The organism is Paenibacillus sp. FSL R10-2748 (assembly GCF_038005565.1).
In the GTDB taxonomy this organism is placed as follows: domain Bacteria; phylum Bacillota; class Bacilli; order Paenibacillales; family Paenibacillaceae; genus Paenibacillus; species Paenibacillus polymyxa_B.
On sequence record NZ_JBBOTK010000005.1, the window covers coordinates 272,632 to 294,655 of the forward strand.

A 22,024-nucleotide genomic window follows, 5' to 3' on the forward strand; every position below is an offset into this window, starting at 1 on the left:
ATGACTATGAAAACGGAAAAACAAAAGATGATGAATGGAGAACTTTATGTAGCTGCTGATCCTCAATTAACAAATGAAAGAGAGTATGCGAGAAGCTGTGTACGTCTCTTTAATCAGACGGCAGAGACGGATCGTAAGTACCGTGAAAAGTTACTTAAGGAGCTTTTCGGATCAACTGGTGAAAATATAGGTATGGAACCCAACATACGCTGTGACTACGGATACAATATCCATGTTGGGGAAAATTTCTACGCCAACTTTGACTGTACCATTTTGGATGTTTGCGAAGTGCGCATTGGAGATAATTGTTTCATGGCTCCAGGAGTCCATATTTACACAGCGAATCATCCCATAGATCCGTTTGAACGAATCGCTGGCCCAGAGTATGGAAAACCTGTAACGATTGGCAACAATGTATGGATCGGCGGTAGAGCAGTTATTAATCCCGGTGTTACGATAGGTAATAATGTCGTAGTGGCATCAGGAGCAGTAGTAACCAAGGATGTTCCAGATCATGTGGTTGTAGCTGGAAATCCAGCACGAGTGATAAAGCAAATTAAAATCTCCTAAACAGCATACAGGCAAATCATTTAATATTTGTACCGATGATCCTATTAAAAGCGCTCCTTATTTTAATAGGATCATTTAATTTAAAGACTTGTATACTTATGGTCTTCAAGATTGAACTATACAGAGTAATAAATAATCATATTCACCCGAACCAGGGTTTCTCCTAGATTATAGTAAATGTGTGGGCGGTCTGCTTTAAAGCGGATCGAATCTCCAGCTTTAACCGTGTATATTTCCTCACTGACTTTTACCACCATCTCACCCACAAATACCGTAATAAATTCTTCTGTACCTTCACGATGCGGCGCTGAACTCAGTTCTCCGCCTGCTTCAATCTCTACGGTGTAAACCTCAAAATTTCTACTGCCTTCATAGGGGAAAAATGGATACAACCGATATTGATTATTTTCTTCAAGCACTTGTACTTTGCTTTTAGGAACGACTACTGCATCTGAAGGTGGTTCATTAATCAGAGCAGTGAAAGAGATTTTCAAGCCGTTCGCAATTTTCCATACGGTTGTAATCGAGGGATTAGATTCTCCGCGCTCAATCTGACCGAGCATCGTTTTACTGATCCCCGTCAGATCAGCTAATTTATCTAAACTTAATTTTCTTTCATTTCTTAGATGTTTCAAATTTTTACTTAAAATCAGATTAATATTCTCCATAATTCTTCGCTCCTATTGTGCTTTATAAAGAACATATTGTACAATTATAAAGTACAAATGTACGTCTCAACGTACATTTCATTCAATTATAACATACGGGAGTTGATTGTTGCATGCCGTTTATTCCGTTCCTTTCTTATGCACTTGTTAGCAGCTTTACGCCAGGTCCCAACAATATTATGTCTTTAGACAGTGCCAGGCGGTTGGGTTTGAAAAAAGCATTCCCATTCTTGCTGGGAGTAACAGCAGGTTGTTTCGCCATTATGCTGTTAGCCTGCTATTTTAATCTTGCTTTGTATCATTTTTTGCCACGGGTTAAGATCTGGATGAATGTTCTCGGCAGTCTGTATATGCTTTATCTGGCGGTGAAAATTGCAAAGAGCAAATCCTCTACGGAGGATAATGATCACAATGAGGGATATTCCTTCAAATCAGGACTGTTGCTACAATTTATCAATTTAAAAATCATTTTGTATGGTATTACGGTCATTTCAACGTTTGTAATGCCTTATGATGTATCGTATATAGAGCTTATTACGATTTCATTACTCCTGACCTGTATTGGTTTTGTAGCTGTAGTGAGCTGGGCGATTTTTGGCGCAGTGTTTCAACGTTTCTTGAATAAGCATGAGCGTTCCTTCAATATCATAATGTCCTTATTGCTCCTTTATAGTGCACTATCGATATGGATGTAAATGAGTACCTTATTCATCATAGAAAAGAAAGGTTCCTGACTATAGGCAGGAGCCTTTTTTCGTGTGAATTGAGCTTATTCTACGAGTCATAACATACAATCGGACAGAATGGATGAGTCTCCTGATCATTTAGCTGTAAAACGGGTATTACCTTAATAGATAAAGCTGTTGACAACTTGTATATACATGACTTAATCTTGTATATACAAGATGTTGAAAGCGTTATATTATTTTTTACGCTACTTCATTTCGCAAGAAAGGAATGAGCATGAATGGAAGCAATGAACAAGACTTTAATTCCTCAAGATAAGGACTGGTGGCGCAAATCAGTGGTCTATCAGGTTTATCCCAAAAGTTTTAACGATACAACGGGCAAAGGAACCGGTGATATAAGAGGACTGACGCAAAAGCTGGATTATTTGAAAAAACTGGGTGTCGATATTGTCTGGTTGCAGCCTGTATATGTCTCACCACAACGTGATAACGGGTATGATGTAGCCGATTATTGCCAGATTAATCCCGATTATGGAACAATGCAGGATTTTGAAGAATTGAGCGAGGGAATCCGGGCGCGTGGGATGTACCTAATGATCGACATCGTGGTTAACCATTCTTCCACAGAACATGCCTGGTTCCAGGAGGCACGGCTTTCTAAGGATAGTGAGTATAGGGACTACTATATCTGGCGTGATCCAGCACCTGATGGTGGACCTCCAAACAATTGGGTTTCCAAATTTGGTGGACCAGCTTGGCAATATGACGAGGCAACAGGCCAATATTTCCTGACACTGTTTGATAAGACTCAGGCGGATCTAAACTGGGAAAATCCCAAAGTCCGTCAAGAAGTTGTCAATCTGCTGGAATTTTGGGCTGAGAAGGGAGTTAGTGGTTTCCGACTGGATGTCATTAATTTGATTTCCAAGGATCAGCAATTCTCGGACGATGATAGAAGCACGGCTCCTGGCGACGGACGTAAGTATTATACGGACGGTCCACATGTGCATGAATACATCCATGAGTTACATGAGAAAGTATTTGCCAAACAGAATAGCGTCACTGTGGGTGAGATGTCCTCCACCTCACTGGATCACTGTATCCGTTATTCCAATCCAGAGAGAAAAGAATTGTCCATGACCTTTAATTTTCATCATTTGAAGGTGGATTATCCAAATGGACAAAAGTGGGAATTGATGCCATATGATTTTGAAATGCTGAAAAAGCTATTCTCGGATTGGCAAACGGGCATGCAACAGGGCGGTGGCTGGAGTGCATTGTTTTTTAATAATCATGATCAGCCAAGGGCAATCTCTCGCTTTTTGGATGATGGCGAATATCATGCGGAAAGCGCCAAGCTGCTGGCAACCACGCTACATGGTCTTCAAGGAACGCCTTATATATTTCAGGGTGAAGAGATTGGGATGGCCAACCCGCAGTGGGCAGACATTGAAGAGTTTCGGGATGTTGAATCTCTGAATATGTATCGTATCTTACAGGAGCAAGGCAAAAGTGCAGAAGAAGCATTGAATATCATTCGAGAGCGGTCTCGTGATAATTCGAGAACACCGATGCAGTGGGATGGCACTCGCAATGCGGGCTTCACTTCAGGTACTCCCTGGATTAAGGTAGATGAACGATATCCACAGATTAATGTTCAGGCTCAGTTAGAGGACCCGAATTCTATCTACCACCATTACCGTAAGCTGATTCATTTGCGTAAGACGGTACAAGTCATTACCGATGGGAATTATCTACGCCTGGACGAAGCTCATCCTCAGGTCTATGCCTATCAACGCAGCAATGAAGAGGAGACTTTGATCGTCATCTCCAATTTTAGCGGACAGAATACGCAATTCCGTATACCGGATTCATTTTATTCATCATTAGAAAATCAAGCGTTGGCTGGGGCTGAGCTTTTAATAGGTAATACCCAGCACGCCCCGGAGCTAAAAGAAGTAATCTCTTTGACCCCATATGCTTCCTATATGTGGATTGTTCGTAGCCTTAGTGAATAGTATGGAGACATCAGGTAGCACCCCGGGTACGCTACTTTTTACAACCGGGGTTGCTGCTTTAAAATGAGCAAACGTTAAGGGAGTGGGCTAAATGGCGATTGAAAGATCACAGGTAGAAGACATTATAAAAGCCGTTGGTGGCAAAGACAACATAGAGGCCTCTACGCATTGCGTAACTCGTCTGCGATTTGCCCTTTATGATGATAAGCTGGTTGATAAAGATGCACTTGAACAAAATGATCTGGTCAAAGGCCAATTCTCTTCACAAGGACAGTATCAGGTCGTGATTGGCCCAGGTCTGGTGGATAAGGTATATGACGAAATGATCTCCATTACAGGAGGTAGTCGGGCTTCTAAAGACGATGTCAAAAATGCGGCAAGCAAAAAACAAAATCCAATTCAGCGTGCCATCAAGACGCTGGCAGATATTTTTATCCCTATCTTGCCCGCAATCGTGACTGCAGGCTTATTGCTTGGAATAAATAATATTTTGACTGGTAAGGGAATCTTCTTCGAAGGAATGGCTCTGGTTCAGGTCTATCCTCAATGGACCGACTTTGCTGCTATCATTAACACCATTGCCAGCACCGCATTTACATTTCTACCTGCCTTAATTGGATGGTCGGCCGTTGTTAGGTTTGGCGGCAGTCCTTTACTCGGGATCGTACTGGGTCTGATTCTGGTTCATCCGGATCTGCTAAGTGCATACGGTTATGCGGATGCGGTTACAAAGGGCACCGTTCCGGTTTGGAATTTGTTTGGGTGGGAAGTGAACAAGATTGGTTATCAAGGACAGGTTTTACCCGTTTTAGTATCCGCTTACGTGCTCGCGCACATTGAGAAATTCCTAAATAAGAAGATAGCGGATTCGTTTAAACTGTTACTCGTAGCACCGATTACATTATTAATAACGGGATTTCTGGCTTTTACAGTGATCGGTCCGGTTACTTTTATGATTGGTAATGCTATTACGTCTGGTCTTGTATACGTTTTCGATTTGGCTCCTGCAGTGGGAGGCCTGATTTATGGAGGCTTGTACTCCTTGCTCGTGATTACGGGAATGCACCATACTTTCCTGGCGGTGGACGTGCAATTAATTGGTACGCAGGGTGGAACATTCCTTTGGCCGATGCTGGCGCTGTCCAATATCGCTCAGGGTGCCGGAGCACTGGCAATGATGCTGGTATTGAAGGAGCAAAAGGGAAAAGGATTGGCTCTTACCTCTTCAGTGTCTGCATTTCTGGGTGTAACCGAGCCTGCCATATTCGGAGTGAATATCCGGTATAAATATCCGTTTGTATTCGCAATGATCGGTTCCGGTATTGCAGGTATATTGCTCACCGTAAATCATGTGATGGCTTCTTCCATTGGTGTGGGCGGGATTCCAGGCTTCTTGTCTATTTTCCCAAACAACTGGGGTGTATTCTTCATCGGGATGGCGATCGTGTTAATTGTGCCGTTTGCTTTAACTTTAATGTATGGCAAGTTGTTAACTAAGCGCCGTCAGGCTGCACCAGCCAATGATTCCGTAAGGAAAGACTCGCTTCCGCAAAATACCGCACTAGATGTGCTTGAAGTGAGGACTCCCGTACGAGGACGTGTTGTACCGTTAGAACAAGTTCCTGACCCGGCTTTTGCCGAACGGCAGATGGGTCAAGGTATAGCAGTGGAACCGAAGGATGGCAAAATTCTTGCCCCTTTCAGTGGGCAAGTCATTCACATCATGGTGAAAAGCAAGCATGCCTTGATCTTAGAGCATCCGACAGGTGTACAGATTCTGGTACATGTGGGAATTAACACGGTGTCCCTGAAGGGGGAAGGATTCACCATGCATGTGGAGACAGGTCAAACCGTAAAGCAAGGCCAGCTATTGATGGAATTTGACCGTGAGCTGATTCAGAAATCGGGATACCCCATTATTACACCAGTCATTGTCCCGGATGGTCAGAGTATGATTGAATCGGTTGAGGAACTGCCGGGTGAGGCAGACGATTTGCAGTATACCTTAATGAGAATTCATTTGAATTCTTCATCAGACAATACGAATTAAGTCAGATTCATCGTACAGCCTATTTTAGTGAACAGGAAGTGAAAGGATGCTACAATGAACGTGGTGATGAAAATTGACAAAGAATATATTTTTGCAAATTTATCAGGAGTACTCGGGACGAATCCAGACAGGCGAATTGGCTCCAGGCACGAAAATGCCATCTGAAAATGAACTGGCCCGAGAGTATAACACTTCTCGCGAAACCGTACGTAAGGCACTTCACATGCTTGCACAAAATGGGTATATCCATAAAATAAAAGCTAAAGGATCTTTTGTTCTGGATATGGGACGGATGGATTTCCCTATAGGAGGCTTGGTCAGTTTCAAGGAAATGTCTGAACGGATTGGGCGTACATCACGAACAATTGTACATGAAAATCATTTAATTCCAGTTCCAGATGACATAGCCAATCATCTTGAGATTAACAAAGACAAGTATTTGGTCTGGAAAGTTATTCGTGCGCGTGAGATTGAGGGTGAATGCGTCATACTGGATAAAGATTACTTTCGATCAGACATTGTACCTGTGCTTACCGAGGAAATTAGTCGTGGGTCCATCTACGAATATTTGGAGGGAGAACTCCATCTTCAAATCAGTTATGCCAAAAAAGTGGTTTCCGTAGAAAATGCAGACGAAGAAGATCATAAACTGATGGACCTTCAGAACTACACTCATGTGGTCGTAGTACGTAACTATGTTTATCTGGAGGACACCACCTTGTTCCAGTATACCGAGTCAAGGCATCGGTTGGACAAATTCCAATTTGTCGACTTTGCCAGACGTTCCCACGGTGAAGAGAAAAGAACTGATTTTTTTAAATAACGATCAATAAAACAGTTAAGAAACCCCGTCTTTTGAAGACGAGGGTTTCTTTTTTACCTTGGATGCAGCTGCTGAGCAGCTTGTATACTGGCATTTGAGGGATTTGAATTTGCGTTTTATCCAAAAGCTGTTTATAGAATATTAAAAGGTTATATACTGTTTAGAATACAATTCCATGATCAGTGCAATGGGAATGAGGTGTATGTTATTTATGTATAGAGTGGCTATCTGCGATGATGAGCACAAGCACAGAGAACTTGTTAAAAATATGCTGATTACTTTGTCGTTAAAGACCAATATAGAATTTAAAGTTGAATTATTCGACTCAGGAGAACAGCTGGTATCTTATTATCAAAACTATGAGTCTCCATTCCATATCTTAATATTGGATGTTGAAATGAATGGCATAAACGGAATTCAAACCGCCCAAAAAATAAGGAATTTAAATCATCTAGATGAACAGATTGTTTTTTTAACGAGCTACCCTGAATATATGGTGGAAAGTTTTGACGTAGTCACATTTCAGTATTTAATAAAACCGATTGCTCCCCATATCTTTGAGGAAAAAATGATAAAGCTGTGTCAATATTTTCAATCTCTCGATAAAAAATTCGTTATCATCAAGTCAGCTTATGAGGAAGTGCTTTTAAAATATGATGATATCATTAGTATTGAAGTGGCCAAAAGCTTAACCATAAAAAACAAACTGCATTTTGTAACCTCTACTCAAACCTATGATAGCAAAGGGATTCTTTCGGACTATGCTTCAGCATTAAAAGAACATAATTTTCTACAAATTCATCGTTCGATTATTATAAACTTAATTCATGTGAAAAAATTTGCTGGCGGTGATGTTTTGATGTCAAATGATGTGAAGTTACCTATTGGGCGTTCTAAAATAAAAGAAGTTAAAGATCTATATACCAAATTTATGATCATGAAGATGCATTAATATGATGGAATATAGCTACCTGCTTCTTAACCTATGTGTTGTACTGGTGATGTGCTTTCAAGTGAATTTTTACTTTAACTCCGTTTTTGATAAGTCCAATCGAAAGCCAAATAGATTCATATATTTCATTATTTTCGGGTTGCTGAACATCTTATATTTAAGTGTTTATCTGTCTCCTACGCTATCCTCGATTTTGGCATTACTTGTCATATTTAGTTTAGCGCACTCGTATACAGTGGAAATAAAGACAAAGATCATTTTTTCTATCCTTTATGCTGTATTGATAACCATCGTTAATTTTATATCTCTTTATATTTTATATGCTGTAGGCTCCGTTAAAATTAGCAACTTTAGCCATTTGGGTGGGCAAGATCACTTGATATCCTCTAAGGTTATGTTACTCAGCTGCATTATCATGTTTGCTGTCATTCAGATTATACGGCTATTTGCCAAACGCAGAACCTTCCCTTTGCAGCATCGTTACTATATTTTATTTTTAATCGTTCCCATCATAAGTTTATACCAGGTCAATGTTTTATCTGTTTATAGTGAAAAGAATATGTATTATTTTGGTTCTATTATTAGCTTTATTTTTTTAAATGTTTTTATCATATATATTTTCGATAATATCATTGAAAAATTTCAATTAATGCATGAAAATGCTCAATTACAACATCAGATGGACTACCAAGATGCTAACTACGAAAAAACGGTTTACAGCTTCAAAAATATGAAAAGAATCATTCATGATACACACCAACAGTTTTTGTATATTGAAGAATGTATCAAGAGAAATGAATTGGCTGAGGCGAGTGAACATATTAAGGTTACATTAAATAAAATCGAAGGAGCCTATCAAAGGGTTAATACCGGTAATCTGGTTATAGATGCTCTTGTCACAAATAGTCTTAATATTGCTCAGGCCAATGGCATCAAGGTGGATACTCAGCTTAACTTGTATTCACAAAAAGTAAATATTGAACGTTATGACTTGTGTGTCGCTCTGGGCAATATGCTGGATAATGCCATAGAAGCATCTAAAAAGGTCAAGATTGCGGATGATAGGTACATTCTTATTAAAATACATTCCAATGAGTCCGCGCTTTTCATTCACATCCTTAATCATGTGGAGAATGAAGTGGCTCATTTGCATAGTCAAAAATCAAACCCGGATGTACATGGCATTGGCTTGACCAATATATCCAGAATATGTGACAAATACGGTGGGAATATGACCATTGAAACAAAAAATAAAGTATTCGATAATATGGTTTTATTGCCATTTTATAAGGACAATTCTTAGACATCTTGCTGTTTAGGGATTGTTTTTTTCGTTTCAGGGTGACTTTTTTATATAGAATCCTCGTTCATAGTATGATCAGTCCAGTAATAATCTGGGAACCCATAAGAGGAGGAAATATGGAATGAAGAAAATAATAGCTGTGTTCATTTCGGCTATGCTTTTTGTACTGCCGATGACGAATGCTTTTGCTCAAGACAATCCTGAACCCATTAAGGAAAAGGCTCGCAATCTGGCCTCGGAGCTGGTATCCAAATACGGTGCTAGCGGTGTGCAGTATGCCATTAGGGACCATGGAAACATCGTATTATCGGATAGCGTGGGTGTAAAGAATAAAGCAACCAACGAGCCAATCACCAAGGATACGATGTTCGGTATAGGCTCTACAAGCAAAATGTATGTATCTGCTGCAACGATGATGCTGGTGGATGCCCATAAGGTAGATATTGATCAGCCGCTAACAACATACATTAAGGACTTTACAATGGCTGATGAAAGGTACAAACAAATTACACCACGTATGCTGTTAAATCATTCGTCGGGTCTTTACGGTGCCCACTATAAAAATAGTATGTTATTTAATGACAATGATACAGAAAATCATGATGAGCTATTGCTGAGATTACGATCAGAAACTTTAAAATCCAACCCCGGCGAATATTCTGTATATAGTAATGATAGTTTTCAATTGCTTGAAATATTGGTTGAACGGGTGAGTGGTCTAAGTTATACCGAATTTCTGGCAAAGCATATTAGTGCCCCTTTGGGTTTGAACTCTACGAAAACACCACTCGATCAGTTTGACAGACAAAAGCTGTCCAAAACTTATTTTCCTGCGATTGAGGGGGCCTTACCCGTTGAAAATGCCAATGTCATCGGGACAGGGGGCTTATACTCTACCGCAGAAGAGGTGGCTATGTTTTCAGAAGTATTAATGGGGAACAGACCCGATATTTTATCTGCACAATCGGCGAAGTCCATGCAAAGTCATGAATATCGAAAAGGAATATGGGTACCTGAAGAGACAAACAGCTTTAATTATGGGCTTGGCTGGGATGCGGTTCAGTTGGCACCGTTTAGTGATTACGGAATAACTGCGCTATCCAAGGGTGGGGATACTGTTTTGTATCACTCTACTTTGATCACCATACCAGAGCATCAAATTTCTATGGCTGTGCTTTCATCTGGAGGGTCTTCCATCTTAGATAGTATTTTTGCTTCTAACGTTTTATTGGAAGTTTTAAAAGATAAGGGCATCATTAAAGACATCATACCGGATAAAACATTTGAGGCTCCTGTAAAAGTGGAAATGCCATCTGATTTACTTTCTTATTCGGGATTATACGGTTCTGTGGGTACAACCATCAATGTAGAGATTAAAAACGGTGAGTTTGATTTACCTGCTTTTTTGGATGGATTCGTCCCGGCGCAAAAATATGTGTATACAGGTGATGGACAATTCAAAAGCAGTGATGGCAGTGTAGCCGTAAGCTTTGACAAACAAAAAAACGGGAAAACGTATATTAAGGCTAACATTTATTTAAACTTTCCGGGATTAGGCCAAATGGTTATGGTGATTTATGAATATCAAAAGCTTGATGCCAATCCTCTAAATAATACAGTTAAAAAGGCATGGGAAAATAGAAACGGGAAAAATTATTATGCTTTGGACGAAAAGATATCTTCCATATTTTATCTGGCCCCCTCATTTATAACAAAAAAAATATCCGTTGATCATGATGGATACGCAAGTGGTACTAAAATTGTGGATGAGAATAAAGCAGTAAATGCCGTTGAGATTCCTGTTATGAGTGGAAGAGATGCATTTGATCTGAATTTTTATACCAAGGATGGTTCGGAGTATTTAACCATAGATGGACAATCCTATATCAGTGAAGATGCTGTTAAACCTATCTTGGGAGGAAAATCAGTGTACACCATACCATCTAATGGCCAAGCCACATGGTATAAAATAGATAAAAACTCAGCCAATAAAACGATGACCGTTGATTTTCCAAAAAGCGGAGGCTTCGCTGTCTATGATGAAAACGGAGCGGTTGTACAATTTTCAACTGCTAGCAATAACAATTCGGTTGTACTGCCCAAAGGTGGCTTGATCGTTTTAGGTGGCCATGCAGGGGATGGATTTAAAATCAATTTGAATTAAGCGTGTAGCCGCTTCTGGAAATTCAGGAGCGACCGTTGCAGTGTTGGATGGTTATGAAGACAACCGCGAATCTTAAGTCGAATTGGCTTTTATATAAGGCCAATTCGACTCTTTCATTCGGCAGATGAGCCTAAATCCGTAATAGATAATTTTATATCGAAGGTTACGGGTATTTTGCTGAATTTGTAATCCCAATCATCCTTTACTTTTTTCCACACTTGAGGCTGCTCAATATTTAAACGTTCACCAAAACTGGCGACATCGACTTTATATTCTGATTGTAATTTGTGCATAAGAGACTTAATCCTTCTAGTCACTTCTTTTTCAAATTCTTTCTCAGCCTCTTTCATGTTTCGTGTCTCTGTCGGGTTCACTTTCTCATCCCAGTTTTCGATTAAACGTCCTTTGGATTCAATTTTTACGTGAAACGAGATATCGTTACCCTCGGTCACCTTCGCTGTTATTTTGCTTTTTACCGATTTGATCTCATAAGTTATAGCTTCATTCCGCTTGTCATACGTTTTGACAGCTCCGCCCTCAACATCACCTTTAATCCATGCAATGCTCTCTACGTCTTGTTGTCCCAAACTACCGATCCAGTGACCGGTGTCTCCTTTAATAACACCAGCACCCGAAAATTCTAATTCCCCATCGGATTCAGAAATGTTTTGCAATATATAGCTTTTTTTGGAGTGCATCAACCCATCCAATTCAGACAAATTGACTCCCCTCATCACCTTGCTGGTTCTGAAATGATTACGAAGCATATACAGAATATGAATGGATGGGACCTCGTCCTTATATTTGGTAACTAAGGTATCAGCTGCACGTTCCTTACTTAAGAAAACAAAACAACTCGGACGAATATCATTATCACGAAGCACAAAATCCATCAATTGCTGCATCGTCTGTTGTTCTGCCAATTTGGTGGAAACCACCATGACCTTTAGATGGTGGCCAATAATCGGGCGATCCAGACGAAGGGATAATTGCCGGAAGATTTCAAGTAAAGAATCCCCGGTGGCAGCTATATTAATATAGTTTGGCCCTTGTCCACCACCTTGTTTTGCCGTGTTTCCAAAAGTCTTTTTGGGGACGATTTGCACAGTGGCAGTAATTTTATTTTTCTTGAAGTAACGGCTGCCTTCCTTTTCCAGGTCCTTTTCCACTGTGCTGGGCTCACCCTTATCCAGAGCCAGTCCTGTATACATGCTTAGTTCTTCTATTTCTCTGCTGCTCCAGCAACCGGCTTGAGTTACCAGGAGAATGAAGGCAAGCAGCAAAGATAGGATTTGTTGCCTATACATTTTGCTTCATTCCCTTCTTCCTGATCATGAAAACGATGGAGAGAAGTACCGGGACCAGAAAAAATAAAATGATTCCCATGTATCCGATCGCATCGCCTAGGCTAAACACTTCCATCATACGAACAGGAGTCATTGTGGAGATAAAGATAATTGGGATTAAGCCGAAAATCGCATAACGATATTTAAGGCCAAATACCTGTGAGACACCTAAGGATGCATTGAAGAAAAAACTGCAGAAATTACAAAACATTTGCATCATCCAGATTACCAGCAACGGAAACTCAAGACGTTCAAAAAGAAATCCGGAGATTTCAAAGCTGCGCATTAAATTAATGGTGGGCCAGGTACTTGTCATAGTAGAGTCCACCGATAACCCGCCGACTACCATAACTACTGTCAAAAAGTATAATACCCAAGGGATGCTGATTCCCACTACCATGGCCTTTATGGCTTTTTCAGGGTACTGTAAGAAAGCGACCAGTGTCATGATGACTTCACATCCAGTGAAAACAAGGACAGTCGACTTTAGCCCCTTAACTACTGGAAGAATACCGCTACTCAATACAGGACGAAGATGGTCAATTTCAAAGATCCTTAGGCTAAGGACAAAACAGATGAGTAAAAAGAAGAGACTGATCGGGAGTACAATCTGGTATAACCGCGCAATGGGATTAATACCTCCAAAAACCAGATAACTTCCCACCCAGATGAATGGAATCACAATCGCCCATATGGGTGTCCCTTCAAGCAAAAAATAAATCGTCACTTCAGCTAAAACACGAATCTCAAAGCCAGCGATGATGATAAAGTATATGATTAATAATAGACTTAAAAATCCTCCTGGAATGATACCGACGATTCTCCTGGAGTATTGATACACAGTGTTACCGGGAAATTGTTGGCTTAATTTTACCATGAGCAACACCACTAATATGACAATACATCCGCCAAGCAGGACAGAGAGCCATGCATCCGGAGTCTTTACCGTTTCAGTTACACCTCTCGGCAGTGTCAAAATCCCTGCGCCTAATACCGTATTGGTCAGGAATACTGCCGCCTGTTTGGATGTAATCTTATCATCAGAACGTCTAAACACAATCCTTCCTCCTTCCTCCGGGTGCTATGATTTGCGCTTGCTTTGCTGAGTTTTCATCATAACGGGTCTTCGTTTCATCAGAGATATAGGGGCTCGAATGTACACATCCTTCCAGTCGCTTGGACGCATAGGGGAGAAGGGAGTCACATACGGTACGCCAAAGCTTTTTAATTTCGTCAGATGGATACAAATTAACAGAAAGAACAATACGGTTCCAAACATGCCCAGGATTGCTGCAAATAGCATGCCAACGAAACGCAAAAGACGCAAGGTAATGCCCGCACTATATGTCGGTATCGAAAACGAAGAGATGGCAGTAACCGAAACCACAATCACCAGGAACGGGCTAACAATGCCCGCATTGACAGCAGCATCGCCGATGACTAAGCCTCCCACAATGCCCATGGCAGGACCGATAGGTTTGGGCAATCGTATGCCGGCTTCCCGCAGGATTTCGATAGAGATTTCCAGAATCATAACTTCTATGACAGATGGAAAAGGAACGCCTTGACGGGTCTCGATGATGCTAATAATCAGCTTGGTTGGAATCAAACCGGGATGAAACGATATGAAAGAGATATATAAAGCAGGACCCATAAGCGCTATAAAAGCTCCGCAAAATCGTAACACGCGTAAAAGTGTCCCTGGAATCCAGCGCTCATAATAGTCCTCGGGAGATTGGAGTAGCATACTGAAGGTCACCGGAACAATAAGTGCAAAGGGAGTACCATCCAGCAGAATCGCTACTCTTCCTTCCAACAAGGCACTCATGACACGGTCGGGGCGCTCAGTGTTGTGAGCCTGCTGGAACGGACTTAAATAATTGTCTTCAATAAGTTGCTCCACATAACCGGATTCAGCTAAAAAGTCCATGTCTATTTTTGAAATTCTGCTGTTTACTTCTTCGAGGAGATCCGGATTCACAATATCCTTGATGTACGCGACAACCAGATCTTTTTTGATTCGGCTTCCCACTTGGAATTTCTTCATTTCCAGACTTTTGTTTATGCCTTGGCGTCGAAGCATCGAAGTATTTTCACTTAATACCTCCGTAAAACCGATCCTGGGACCCCGAAGTAATGCTTCAGAGGTTGGTTCATTGACGGAGCGAATGGCGCCATTAGGCGAGCCTACCAGCAGTGCTCCCTTCATTCCTTCAATTAATAAGGCAGTATGCCCTAAAAGTATAGACTCCTGCAGGTCCTCCATATCAGCAACTTCACTAATTTGCGTAAGCGGCATCAAGCTTTCTTTTATAAAAGAGCTATTTATACTTTCCTGCTGTTCCTGTGGGGCCTGCTGGCCGTCAAACATCAAGACCTCCAATACCTGCTTGCTCATTAGCTTTTCATCCTGCATACCATCTATGAAGACTAAAACGGACCGTGCATGATATTTCTTTACTACAAACTCACGAAAATGCACATCACTATTTTCGCCTATAGCTTCTTGGATCGACTTTAAGTCGGAATCATAATTCCCTGTAATTTTGGAGCTTGGTTCATGCTGCTGATCAGCGTGGCCTTCGTTATGTTCGTCGGAAAGAGAACGACCAGAAGAATGCTTGGATTTCGCTCCCTTACTGCCAACAAACGAATAAATCGAGGTGTTTATATAATAAATCCCTAAAGGAATAATCAATGCGAGGCCTGCTTGAAAGAGTGTACTCCAGCTTGGAATATAAGAAATTATTTTAGACCACATGATGATCACCTCCATACGATTAATTCATTTTTCCTTAAGATACAAGTTGTTCCTAAAGTATTCCTTATAAAGGTTGTATTTACTCATTAAATGGTATGTTGACTTGTGGTCTCTTCGTATTTTGGCGGAAAACTCTTTCTATGCTAGTGTGTCAGTTGACACCCATATTAGGATTATGTTAATCTCCAATCAGGAAAACGTTTACTCAATATAATTATTTGAGGGAAATAATATGAAAAAAAATCAAGTGTCCATAAAGGATATTGCCAGGTTAAGTGGAGTTTCTGTAGCTACGGTTTCCCGTGTGATTAACGAGAATGGTCGCTTCTCTGAGGAAACACGGCAGAAGGTTGTTGAAGTAATCCAAAAGTACCAATATGAGACTAACAGCATCGCCAAAAGCCTGCGGATGAGTAAATCACAGACGATTGGCGTTTTGGTGCCGGATATTAATAATGAATTTTTTTCAGTCATTGTACAAAAAGTGGAAAGCTTCTTTTTTAAACAAGGATATTCTACCATTATATGTAATACTGCTAAAGATGCGGAGAAGGAACGAGAATATTTGAAAACTTTGGATGGAAAAATGGTAGATGGTCTGATCTGCATTTCGGGTCAGGAGGAGCTTTCTGCGGAATTGCTTAAACGTCCCATTCCGATTGTATGTATTGACCGACGACCAAAGATTAATACGAACGTAGCTTTTATTGAGTCCAATCATTATGAGGGTGGATTTTTGGCGACAGAGGAGCTGATTAACAAAGGCTGCAAGGAAATTTTGCTGTTGACCAAGCAAAACAATCTATCCTCTGTTAATGAGCGTCTGTACGGGTATAAAGATGCTCTGCAAAAGCATGGACTGCATCCATCCGAGGACCACTTGGTTGCAGTTCGCAATGATGGGCCTACTCTGGAGACCGCACAGGCTGCTATTAAACATGTCTTGGAAAAAGGACTGCGGTTTGACGGTATTTTTGCAACTAATGACTGGTTGGCTTTGGGCGGATTACTGGCGTTACAGAAATTCGGAGTACAGGTCCCCGGTGAAGTCAAGATAGTGGGTTTTGATAATGACACAATTTCCCAATACTGTAATCCACCATTGACTACAATTGAACAGGATAAAGAAACACTTGCAGATAAAGCTTCCAGTATGCTGCTTCGTATGCTGAGTGGAGACAAGATGGAACAAGAGCAGCATTATTCCATCCCAGTACGATTGATACAACGCAGTACCACCTAGTTTCGTGGTCAGATATCATCTTGCATTAGCCAAGGGAGAGGTGAGCATAGGTACTGTTTTACCTCTCCAGAGTAAGATGGTCGAGCTGTGCTCTATTATGCTGTAAACTTTCCCGTTTAATATCCAACAAAAAAATGGTTTGACAACAATATCAGAAAATGATAACTTTAATTATGTTAAATGTAATCGTTTACCCAAGAGAGATCAGAATCCATATGATGTGTGAGGAACCAACAAGTGATGGAGTTCGAGCCATGAACTGTTGTTATTTTTTTAATGGGTAAACGTTTTCTCTACCAATTTATTCAATACCAAAGGGCATAAAGATCAACTGCTGCTTTTTGGAAAATGTTAAATAGATTATGTCGTTTGAGTAATCGTTTACTCTATTTTAGAAGAAGGGTGATTATGAATGAGTATGTTATTATGTCCTTCCATGATGTGCGCTAATTTCAGCTCCTTGGAACATGAAGTAAACGCGCTGGAAGAAGCCAATGTGGATATTTATCATATTGATATTATGGATGGTAGATTTGTCCCTAATTTCGGAATGGGGCTTCAGGATTTGGAGTTTATCCGTAAACAAACCCAAAAAACAATGGATGTACATCTGATGATAGACAACCCTTCCGCCTATATTGATTTATTTGCCGATAAGGGTGCAGACATCATTTATTTTCACCCGGAGGCCGATATGCACCCGACGCGCACCATTGACCGAATTGTTGGAAGCGGGGTAAAAGCGGGAATCGCTCTTAATCCGGGGACAGCCATTGCTGCAGTAGAACCTTTACTTGGCATGGTTGACTATGTGTTGGTCATGACCGTAAATCCGGGTTTTGCAGGGCAAAAATATTTACCCTTCGTGAACGACAAGATTAAAGCGCTGCAAGCTTTTAAACACGAAAAGGGATTGAATTATACAATCGTGGTTGATGGGGCTATCTCCGAAGAGAAGATCAACGAATTGGCACACTACGGGGTTGAAGGATTCGTACTGGGGACATCCACTTTGTTTGGTAAAGAAGAATCTTACAAAACCATCATTAACAGATTAAAAAATATCTAATTCGGGGAGGAATAAAGCCATGAAAATTGCCATCGGTAGCGACCATGTGGCTGTAGAGCTTAAAACGACGATTTCAACTTATCTTAATGAACTGGGTCATGAGGTCATGGACTATGGACCGCAAACTTCAGAAAGAACCGACTATCCGAAGTATGGAAAGCTCGTTGCAGAGGCTGTGGTCGGAAAGCAGGCTGACGCAGGCATTCTGATTTGCGGCACAGGCGTGGGAATATCCATCTCGGCCAACAAAGTCAAGGGAATTCGGGCTGTAGTATGCAGCGAGCCTTATTCTGCACAGTTGTCCAAGCAGCACAACAATACAAATGTTCTTGCATTCGGTGCACGTGTCGTCGGAAGCGAATTGGCGAAAATGATAGTGAAATCATGGCTGGAGGCTGAGTTTGAAGGAGGACGCCATGGCGACCGCATCAAGATGATATCCGACATCGAGGAACAGCATTTGTGCTGACGAACGACCACTTAAAACATAAATGACTTGGAGGAGATTACATTGGCAAAAAGATTAATCGCAAGCACGAAAACGGATATTTTGAAATTTAGCGCAGCAGATCTAAAAGAATCCATTCTGGCTTCTGAAGGGCGCGTCATTATGGGACAGCATCATGTGATGCTGAATTCCGGCCTGGTCGATGGCGTTACCAATGCGGAGATCCAAGCAGCTTACGGCGCAGATATGGTTATGCTGAATGGCTTTGATATGATCAAGGAAGAATCCAATATCGGATTGCGTGAAATGAAGCATGGCAAGCTGGCTGATAAGCCGTATAGCCTGAAGCAAATCAAGGAATGGGCCGGTGTTCCGCTCGGTATTTATTTTGAGTGTCCAAGCCCGGATGCTCAGGTTGCGGGAGAACAATATGTGGAGGCCAAAGAAGGAAGAATCGCTTCCAGAGAGAACTTCCTGCGTGCCTTAGAGATTGGAGCTGACTTTATCGTATTGGGAGGAAATCCTTCCGCAGGTACAACCTTTGAACGGATCATTGAGGCTACCAAGCTGGCAAAAGAAACACTGGGAGACAAAATCCTGATCTGCGCCGGAAAATGGGAAGACGGAACCATTGAGAAAGTATTGGGTGATCCACTGAGCGAGAGACCTTCCAATGAAATTATTAAGGACTTGATCGATTCTGGTGCTGACGTTATTACGTTGCCTGCACCTGGCTCCAGACATGGTATTACAGTGGAGCACGTCAGACAATGTGTAGAATTTGTCCATTCATATAAACCCGGAACGCTTGCTCTTTCTTTCCTGAACAGCTCAGTTGAAGGGGCAGATGTTCAAACGATTGCCTGGATCGCACTCATGATGAAACAGACGGGCGCGGATATTCATGCCATTGGAGATGGTGGTTATGCAGGAACACCTCTTCCTGAGAACGTATACCAGCTTGCGCTGTCCATTAAAGGACGCAGACATACAATCAAGAGAATGGTAGGAAGAAGTCGGTAACGATTGAACCCGTGTAATTCAAAGACTCTATATTCTTTTCGTACTCCTTGGAGTGCGCGTAGAGTCTTTGAATTACCACCATCCATGTAAACGTTTACTTTTATAGAAAAATGCCAAATGAGGATTAAAGGAGCGAGCAGTATGTCCAATGAAAAACTGGCAAAAGACATTTTAGCGTCCGTTGGCGGAGAAGGAAATGTCTCTAGCTTGGTGCATTGTGCCACTCGGTTAAGATTTAAATTAAAAAACAGGGATCAGGCCGACAAGAACCAAACACAAAATATTCCCGGGGTTATTACGGTTGTTGAAAACGGTGGACAATATCAAGTGGTCATTGGAAATACGGTAGGGGATGTATATAAAGACATTTTAAAGATCAGTAGCCTTGGAGATGACGACAAATCGAATGCATCCGCTGCTTCTGATGGCAACTGGTTCAACAAAACGGTGGATATTATTTCCGGTATTTTCACACCATTTTTGGGGGCGCTGGCAGCTTCCGGTATTTTGAAAGGGCTTTTATTAATGCTTGTCTCGTTAGGATGGCTCACCAAAACAGGTGGTGTCTATTCGATCTGGTTCGCTGCCGCAGATAGTATCTTTTATTTCCTGCCGCTAGCGATTGCAGTCACTTCTTCGAGAAAGTTTGGAGCGAATACGTTTGTAGCGCTTGCAGTAGCGGGAGCTCTGGTATACCCGAATATTATTACTTTGTATAACGATAAAGTGGATATTACGTTCTTCAATATTCCAGTTGTTCTTATGAGTTATACTTCTTCGGTTATTCCAGTGATTATCGCGATTTGGTTGCTATCGATTCTGGAGAAATTCCTGAATAGAGTAATTCATGATAGCGTGAAAAATTTTATAACGCCACTTATCTGTCTAATGGTCATTGTTCCCTTGACTCTGATCGCGGTTGGACCGATTGGAATATATGCCAGCTTGGGAATGGCTAAGGGCTACACCTTCTTATACAATTTGAGTCCGATTGTAGCGGGAGTCATTGTAGGTGCCGGGTGGCAGATGTTAGTTGTTATGGGGCTGCACTGGGCGTTTATTCCTATCATGTACAATAACATTGCGGTATACGGTCATGATACTTTGAAACCATTATTTGCGCCTTCTAACTTTGCACAAGCAGGTGCGGCACTGGGTGTATTCCTTAAAACCAGAAATCCAAAAGTGAGAGCGATTGCCGGGCCTGCAGCGATAACAGGTTTGTTTGGCATCACGGAACCGATCATCTACGGGATTAGTATCCGCTACAAAAAACCGTTCGTATGGGCTATTATCGGGGGCGCTATCGCCGGGGCAATCACAGGTGCGGCGGGTTCCGTGGCGATTGCTCCAGGTATACCGGGCTTGGCATCCCTGCCGATATTCTTCGGCACAGGATTTGCCGGATTTGTAATTGCCATTATCGTAGCTTATATATTCACAGCCATTACTACGTATTTCTTTGGATTTAATGATTCCATGGAAACAGAAATGATTGCAGTCCATGAAGAGAAGAAAGAAGCTGCAACCCCAGCTCCTGCGCTAACGAACGAGAATATTTCCAGCCCGCTGACGGGTACTGTCAAACCGTTATCCGAGATATCTGATGAAGTGTTCTCTACTGGAGCCATGGGTAAAGGCGTTGCTATTGTGCCTGAGGATGGCAAACTGCTCTCTCCATTCAACGGAACTATAGCTAATGCCTTCCGTACAGGCCATGCGATTGGTATTGTATCGGATGGAGGAACGGAGATCTTGGTTCACATCGGTATGGACACCGTCAAGTTGAAAGGACAGCATTTTAAAACGCATATCTCAGAAGGGGATCGGGTTACCAAAGGTCAACTGCTGGTCGAGTTTGATATTGGAGCAATTAAAGCTATGGGCTATGACATGACTACACCGATTATTGTGACGAATACAGCCGAATACTCTGACGTTAAGGTGCTGGGAAATAACCAAGTGTACACAGGAGATTCATTGCTGGAGGTCAAGCTATGAAGACTACGGAAAGACTAAATCAAATCAATGCACCTTTGGTCATTTATGAGGTAATGAGCGAAGCATTCCGCCCGTATGGAAGGCTGCTGCCTCATTTTAATACCACAGAGCTTATCAAGTATGCAAAAGAAACGACCAGCGTACCCGATCAAGGAAACCATTATGTACCTTCGGTCGCAGAACTCGAAGACTTCGGTGTAATTCACCGGATTCAAGATGAGGTGTACGGCCAACTTCCAATTCAGGCTGGTTTTTGCGCAGGTCAGAATACGGGTCTGACCGGGCTGGAATATCATCAGGGCAGCGAGGTGGTGATTGCCGCTACAGACTGTATTCATCTTGTCGGCAGAGTACAGGACATTGAGGACAATTCCTATGACAGTGCAAATGTTCAGGTGTTTTTTCAGCCTAAAAACACGGTTGTCGAGATATATTCAACGACACTTCATTATGCTCCCTGTAAAGTTGACAGTGAAGGATATTTGACGATTGTGATCCTTCCGGCAGGAACGAATATGCCACTTGAAGCGGGAGAAGGTAGCCGGGGGAACCTACTGCTGACTAAGAAAAATAAATTTCTTATGGTTCATAGTACACAGATGGAAAAAATCGCGGCTGGCGTCCATCCCGGGCTGCACGGGAAGTTGCTGAATATTTCACCCATTTGAGTCAAAGTCCATCATTCATAAATTAAACTAAGGGACCAGCTAGCTGGTCCTTTTTTTTAACTCAATTTCAGCTGCTTACCTTTATCCCTTGAAGCAGAATAGGGAAATCCCTAAATATTTTTAATTTGAACTACATTGTGATTCTAATCACATATAGCTCTATCTGCTGCATTAAAATAGAAGCATAAGCAATATTCATAGGAACGTAGGAGATGTCGTCGGATAGGA

Annotated in this window: 18 protein-coding genes; 14 read left to right on the plus strand and 4 right to left on the minus strand. The window is 41.6% G+C overall.

What is annotated here, in order from left to right:
- Nucleotides 1-570, plus strand: a complete 570-nt coding sequence (locus NSS66_RS17330; protein WP_340959450.1) for a sugar O-acetyltransferase — start codon at nucleotides 1-3, stop codon at nucleotides 568-570.
- A 116-nt stretch (nucleotides 571-686) separates the two neighbouring features.
- On the opposite strand, the gene NSS66_RS17335 is transcribed toward NSS66_RS17330, so the two are convergent.
- The gene (locus NSS66_RS17335) at nucleotides 687-1,238 is read right to left on the minus strand and encodes a helix-turn-helix domain-containing protein (RefSeq protein ID WP_075153705.1); all 552 of its coding nucleotides are present in this window, start codon (nucleotides 1,236-1,238) and stop codon (nucleotides 687-689) included.
- Between the two features lie 113 nt (nucleotides 1,239-1,351).
- On the opposite strand from NSS66_RS17335, the gene NSS66_RS17340 reads away from it, so the two are divergent.
- From NSS66_RS17340 to NSS66_RS17370, 7 genes are all read left to right on the plus strand, one after another.
- Nucleotides 1,352-1,933, plus strand: a complete 582-nt coding sequence (locus NSS66_RS17340; protein WP_023986882.1) for a LysE family transporter — start codon at nucleotides 1,352-1,354, stop codon at nucleotides 1,931-1,933.
- 272 nt (nucleotides 1,934-2,205) lie between these two features.
- Complete coding sequence (treC, locus tag NSS66_RS17345) at nucleotides 2,206-3,945, plus strand: alpha,alpha-phosphotrehalase (RefSeq protein ID WP_340959451.1); 1,740 nt, start codon at nucleotides 2,206-2,208, stop codon at nucleotides 3,943-3,945.
- A gap of 91 nt (nucleotides 3,946-4,036) precedes the next feature.
- Nucleotides 4,037-5,995, plus strand: a complete 1,959-nt coding sequence (gene treP, locus NSS66_RS17350; RefSeq protein ID WP_340959452.1) for a PTS system trehalose-specific EIIBC component — start codon at nucleotides 4,037-4,039, stop codon at nucleotides 5,993-5,995.
- Nucleotides 5,996-6,068: 73 nt separating this feature from the next.
- Nucleotides 6,069-6,818, plus strand: a complete 750-nt coding sequence (gene treR / locus NSS66_RS17355; protein WP_075153708.1) for a trehalose operon repressor — start codon at nucleotides 6,069-6,071, stop codon at nucleotides 6,816-6,818.
- Nucleotides 6,819-7,029: 211 nt separating this feature from the next.
- The gene (locus NSS66_RS17360) at nucleotides 7,030-7,770 is read left to right on the plus strand and encodes a LytR/AlgR family response regulator transcription factor (protein ID WP_340959453.1); all 741 of its coding nucleotides are present in this window, start codon (nucleotides 7,030-7,032) and stop codon (nucleotides 7,768-7,770) included.
- 1 nt (nucleotide 7,771) lies between these two features.
- Nucleotides 7,772-9,073 carry an ATP-binding protein gene (locus tag NSS66_RS17365; RefSeq protein ID WP_023986887.1) on the plus strand — a complete coding sequence of 434 codons (1,302 nt, stop codon included), beginning with the start codon at nucleotides 7,772-7,774 and terminating at the stop codon, nucleotides 9,071-9,073.
- Nucleotides 9,074-9,194: 121 nt separating this feature from the next.
- The gene (locus NSS66_RS17370) at nucleotides 9,195-11,237 is read left to right on the plus strand and encodes a serine hydrolase domain-containing protein (RefSeq protein ID WP_340959454.1); all 2,043 of its coding nucleotides are present in this window, start codon (nucleotides 9,195-9,197) and stop codon (nucleotides 11,235-11,237) included.
- 113 nt (nucleotides 11,238-11,350) lie between these two features.
- Here the strand turns inward: NSS66_RS17370 and NSS66_RS17375 are convergent, their stop codons facing one another.
- The 3 genes from NSS66_RS17375 to NSS66_RS17385 are packed head-to-tail and all read right to left on the minus strand — an operon-like array spanning nucleotide 11,351 to nucleotide 15,344.
- Nucleotides 11,351-12,544: a Ger(x)C family spore germination protein gene (locus NSS66_RS17375; protein ID WP_023986889.1), complete on the minus strand. Its 1,194-nt coding sequence runs from the start codon at nucleotides 12,542-12,544 to the stop codon at nucleotides 11,351-11,353.
- Nucleotides 12,537-13,640, minus strand: coding sequence for a GerAB/ArcD/ProY family transporter (locus tag NSS66_RS17380; RefSeq protein WP_068941337.1), 1,104 nt, complete (start codon nucleotides 13,638-13,640; stop codon nucleotides 12,537-12,539). The genes NSS66_RS17375 and NSS66_RS17380 overlap by 8 nt, the downstream gene beginning before the upstream one ends.
- Before the next feature lie 24 nt (nucleotides 13,641-13,664).
- Nucleotides 13,665-15,344 (minus strand): spore germination protein, encoded by a 1,680-nt coding sequence (locus NSS66_RS17385; protein WP_068941338.1) that lies wholly within the window; start codon nucleotides 15,342-15,344, stop codon nucleotides 13,665-13,667.
- A gap of 232 nt (nucleotides 15,345-15,576) precedes the next feature.
- Between NSS66_RS17385 and NSS66_RS17390 the strand changes: the two genes are divergently transcribed.
- The 6 genes from NSS66_RS17390 to NSS66_RS17415 all read left to right on the plus strand — a co-directional run bounded on the left by NSS66_RS17390 (nucleotide 15,577) and on the right by NSS66_RS17415 (nucleotide 21,796).
- Nucleotides 15,577-16,587 carry a LacI family DNA-binding transcriptional regulator gene (locus NSS66_RS17390; protein ID WP_028541072.1) on the plus strand — a complete coding sequence of 337 codons (1,011 nt, stop codon included), beginning with the start codon at nucleotides 15,577-15,579 and terminating at the stop codon, nucleotides 16,585-16,587.
- Nucleotides 16,588-16,999: 412 nt separating this feature from the next.
- Nucleotides 17,000-17,656 (plus strand): ribulose-phosphate 3-epimerase, encoded by a 657-nt coding sequence (gene rpe / locus NSS66_RS17395; protein ID WP_023986893.1) that lies wholly within the window; start codon nucleotides 17,000-17,002, stop codon nucleotides 17,654-17,656.
- 19 nt (nucleotides 17,657-17,675) lie between these two features.
- Nucleotides 17,676-18,125 (plus strand): ribose 5-phosphate isomerase B, encoded by a 450-nt coding sequence (gene rpiB / locus NSS66_RS17400; protein ID WP_023986894.1) that lies wholly within the window; start codon nucleotides 17,676-17,678, stop codon nucleotides 18,123-18,125.
- Nucleotides 18,126-18,167: 42 nt separating this feature from the next.
- On the plus strand, nucleotides 18,168-19,127 hold the full coding sequence (locus NSS66_RS17405; RefSeq protein WP_023986895.1) for a DUF7916 family protein: 960 nt from the start codon (nucleotides 18,168-18,170) through the stop codon (nucleotides 19,125-19,127).
- A gap of 141 nt (nucleotides 19,128-19,268) precedes the next feature.
- Nucleotides 19,269-21,128, plus strand: a complete 1,860-nt coding sequence (locus tag NSS66_RS17410; RefSeq protein WP_340959455.1) for a beta-glucoside-specific PTS transporter subunit IIABC — start codon at nucleotides 19,269-19,271, stop codon at nucleotides 21,126-21,128.
- A complete protein-coding gene (locus tag NSS66_RS17415; protein ID WP_023986897.1) occupies nucleotides 21,125-21,796 on the plus strand; it encodes a DUF4867 family protein in 672 nt (223 codons plus the stop codon). Before NSS66_RS17410 ends, NSS66_RS17415 begins: the two co-directional genes overlap by 4 nt.
- Nucleotides 21,797-22,024: the final 228 nt, after the last annotated feature.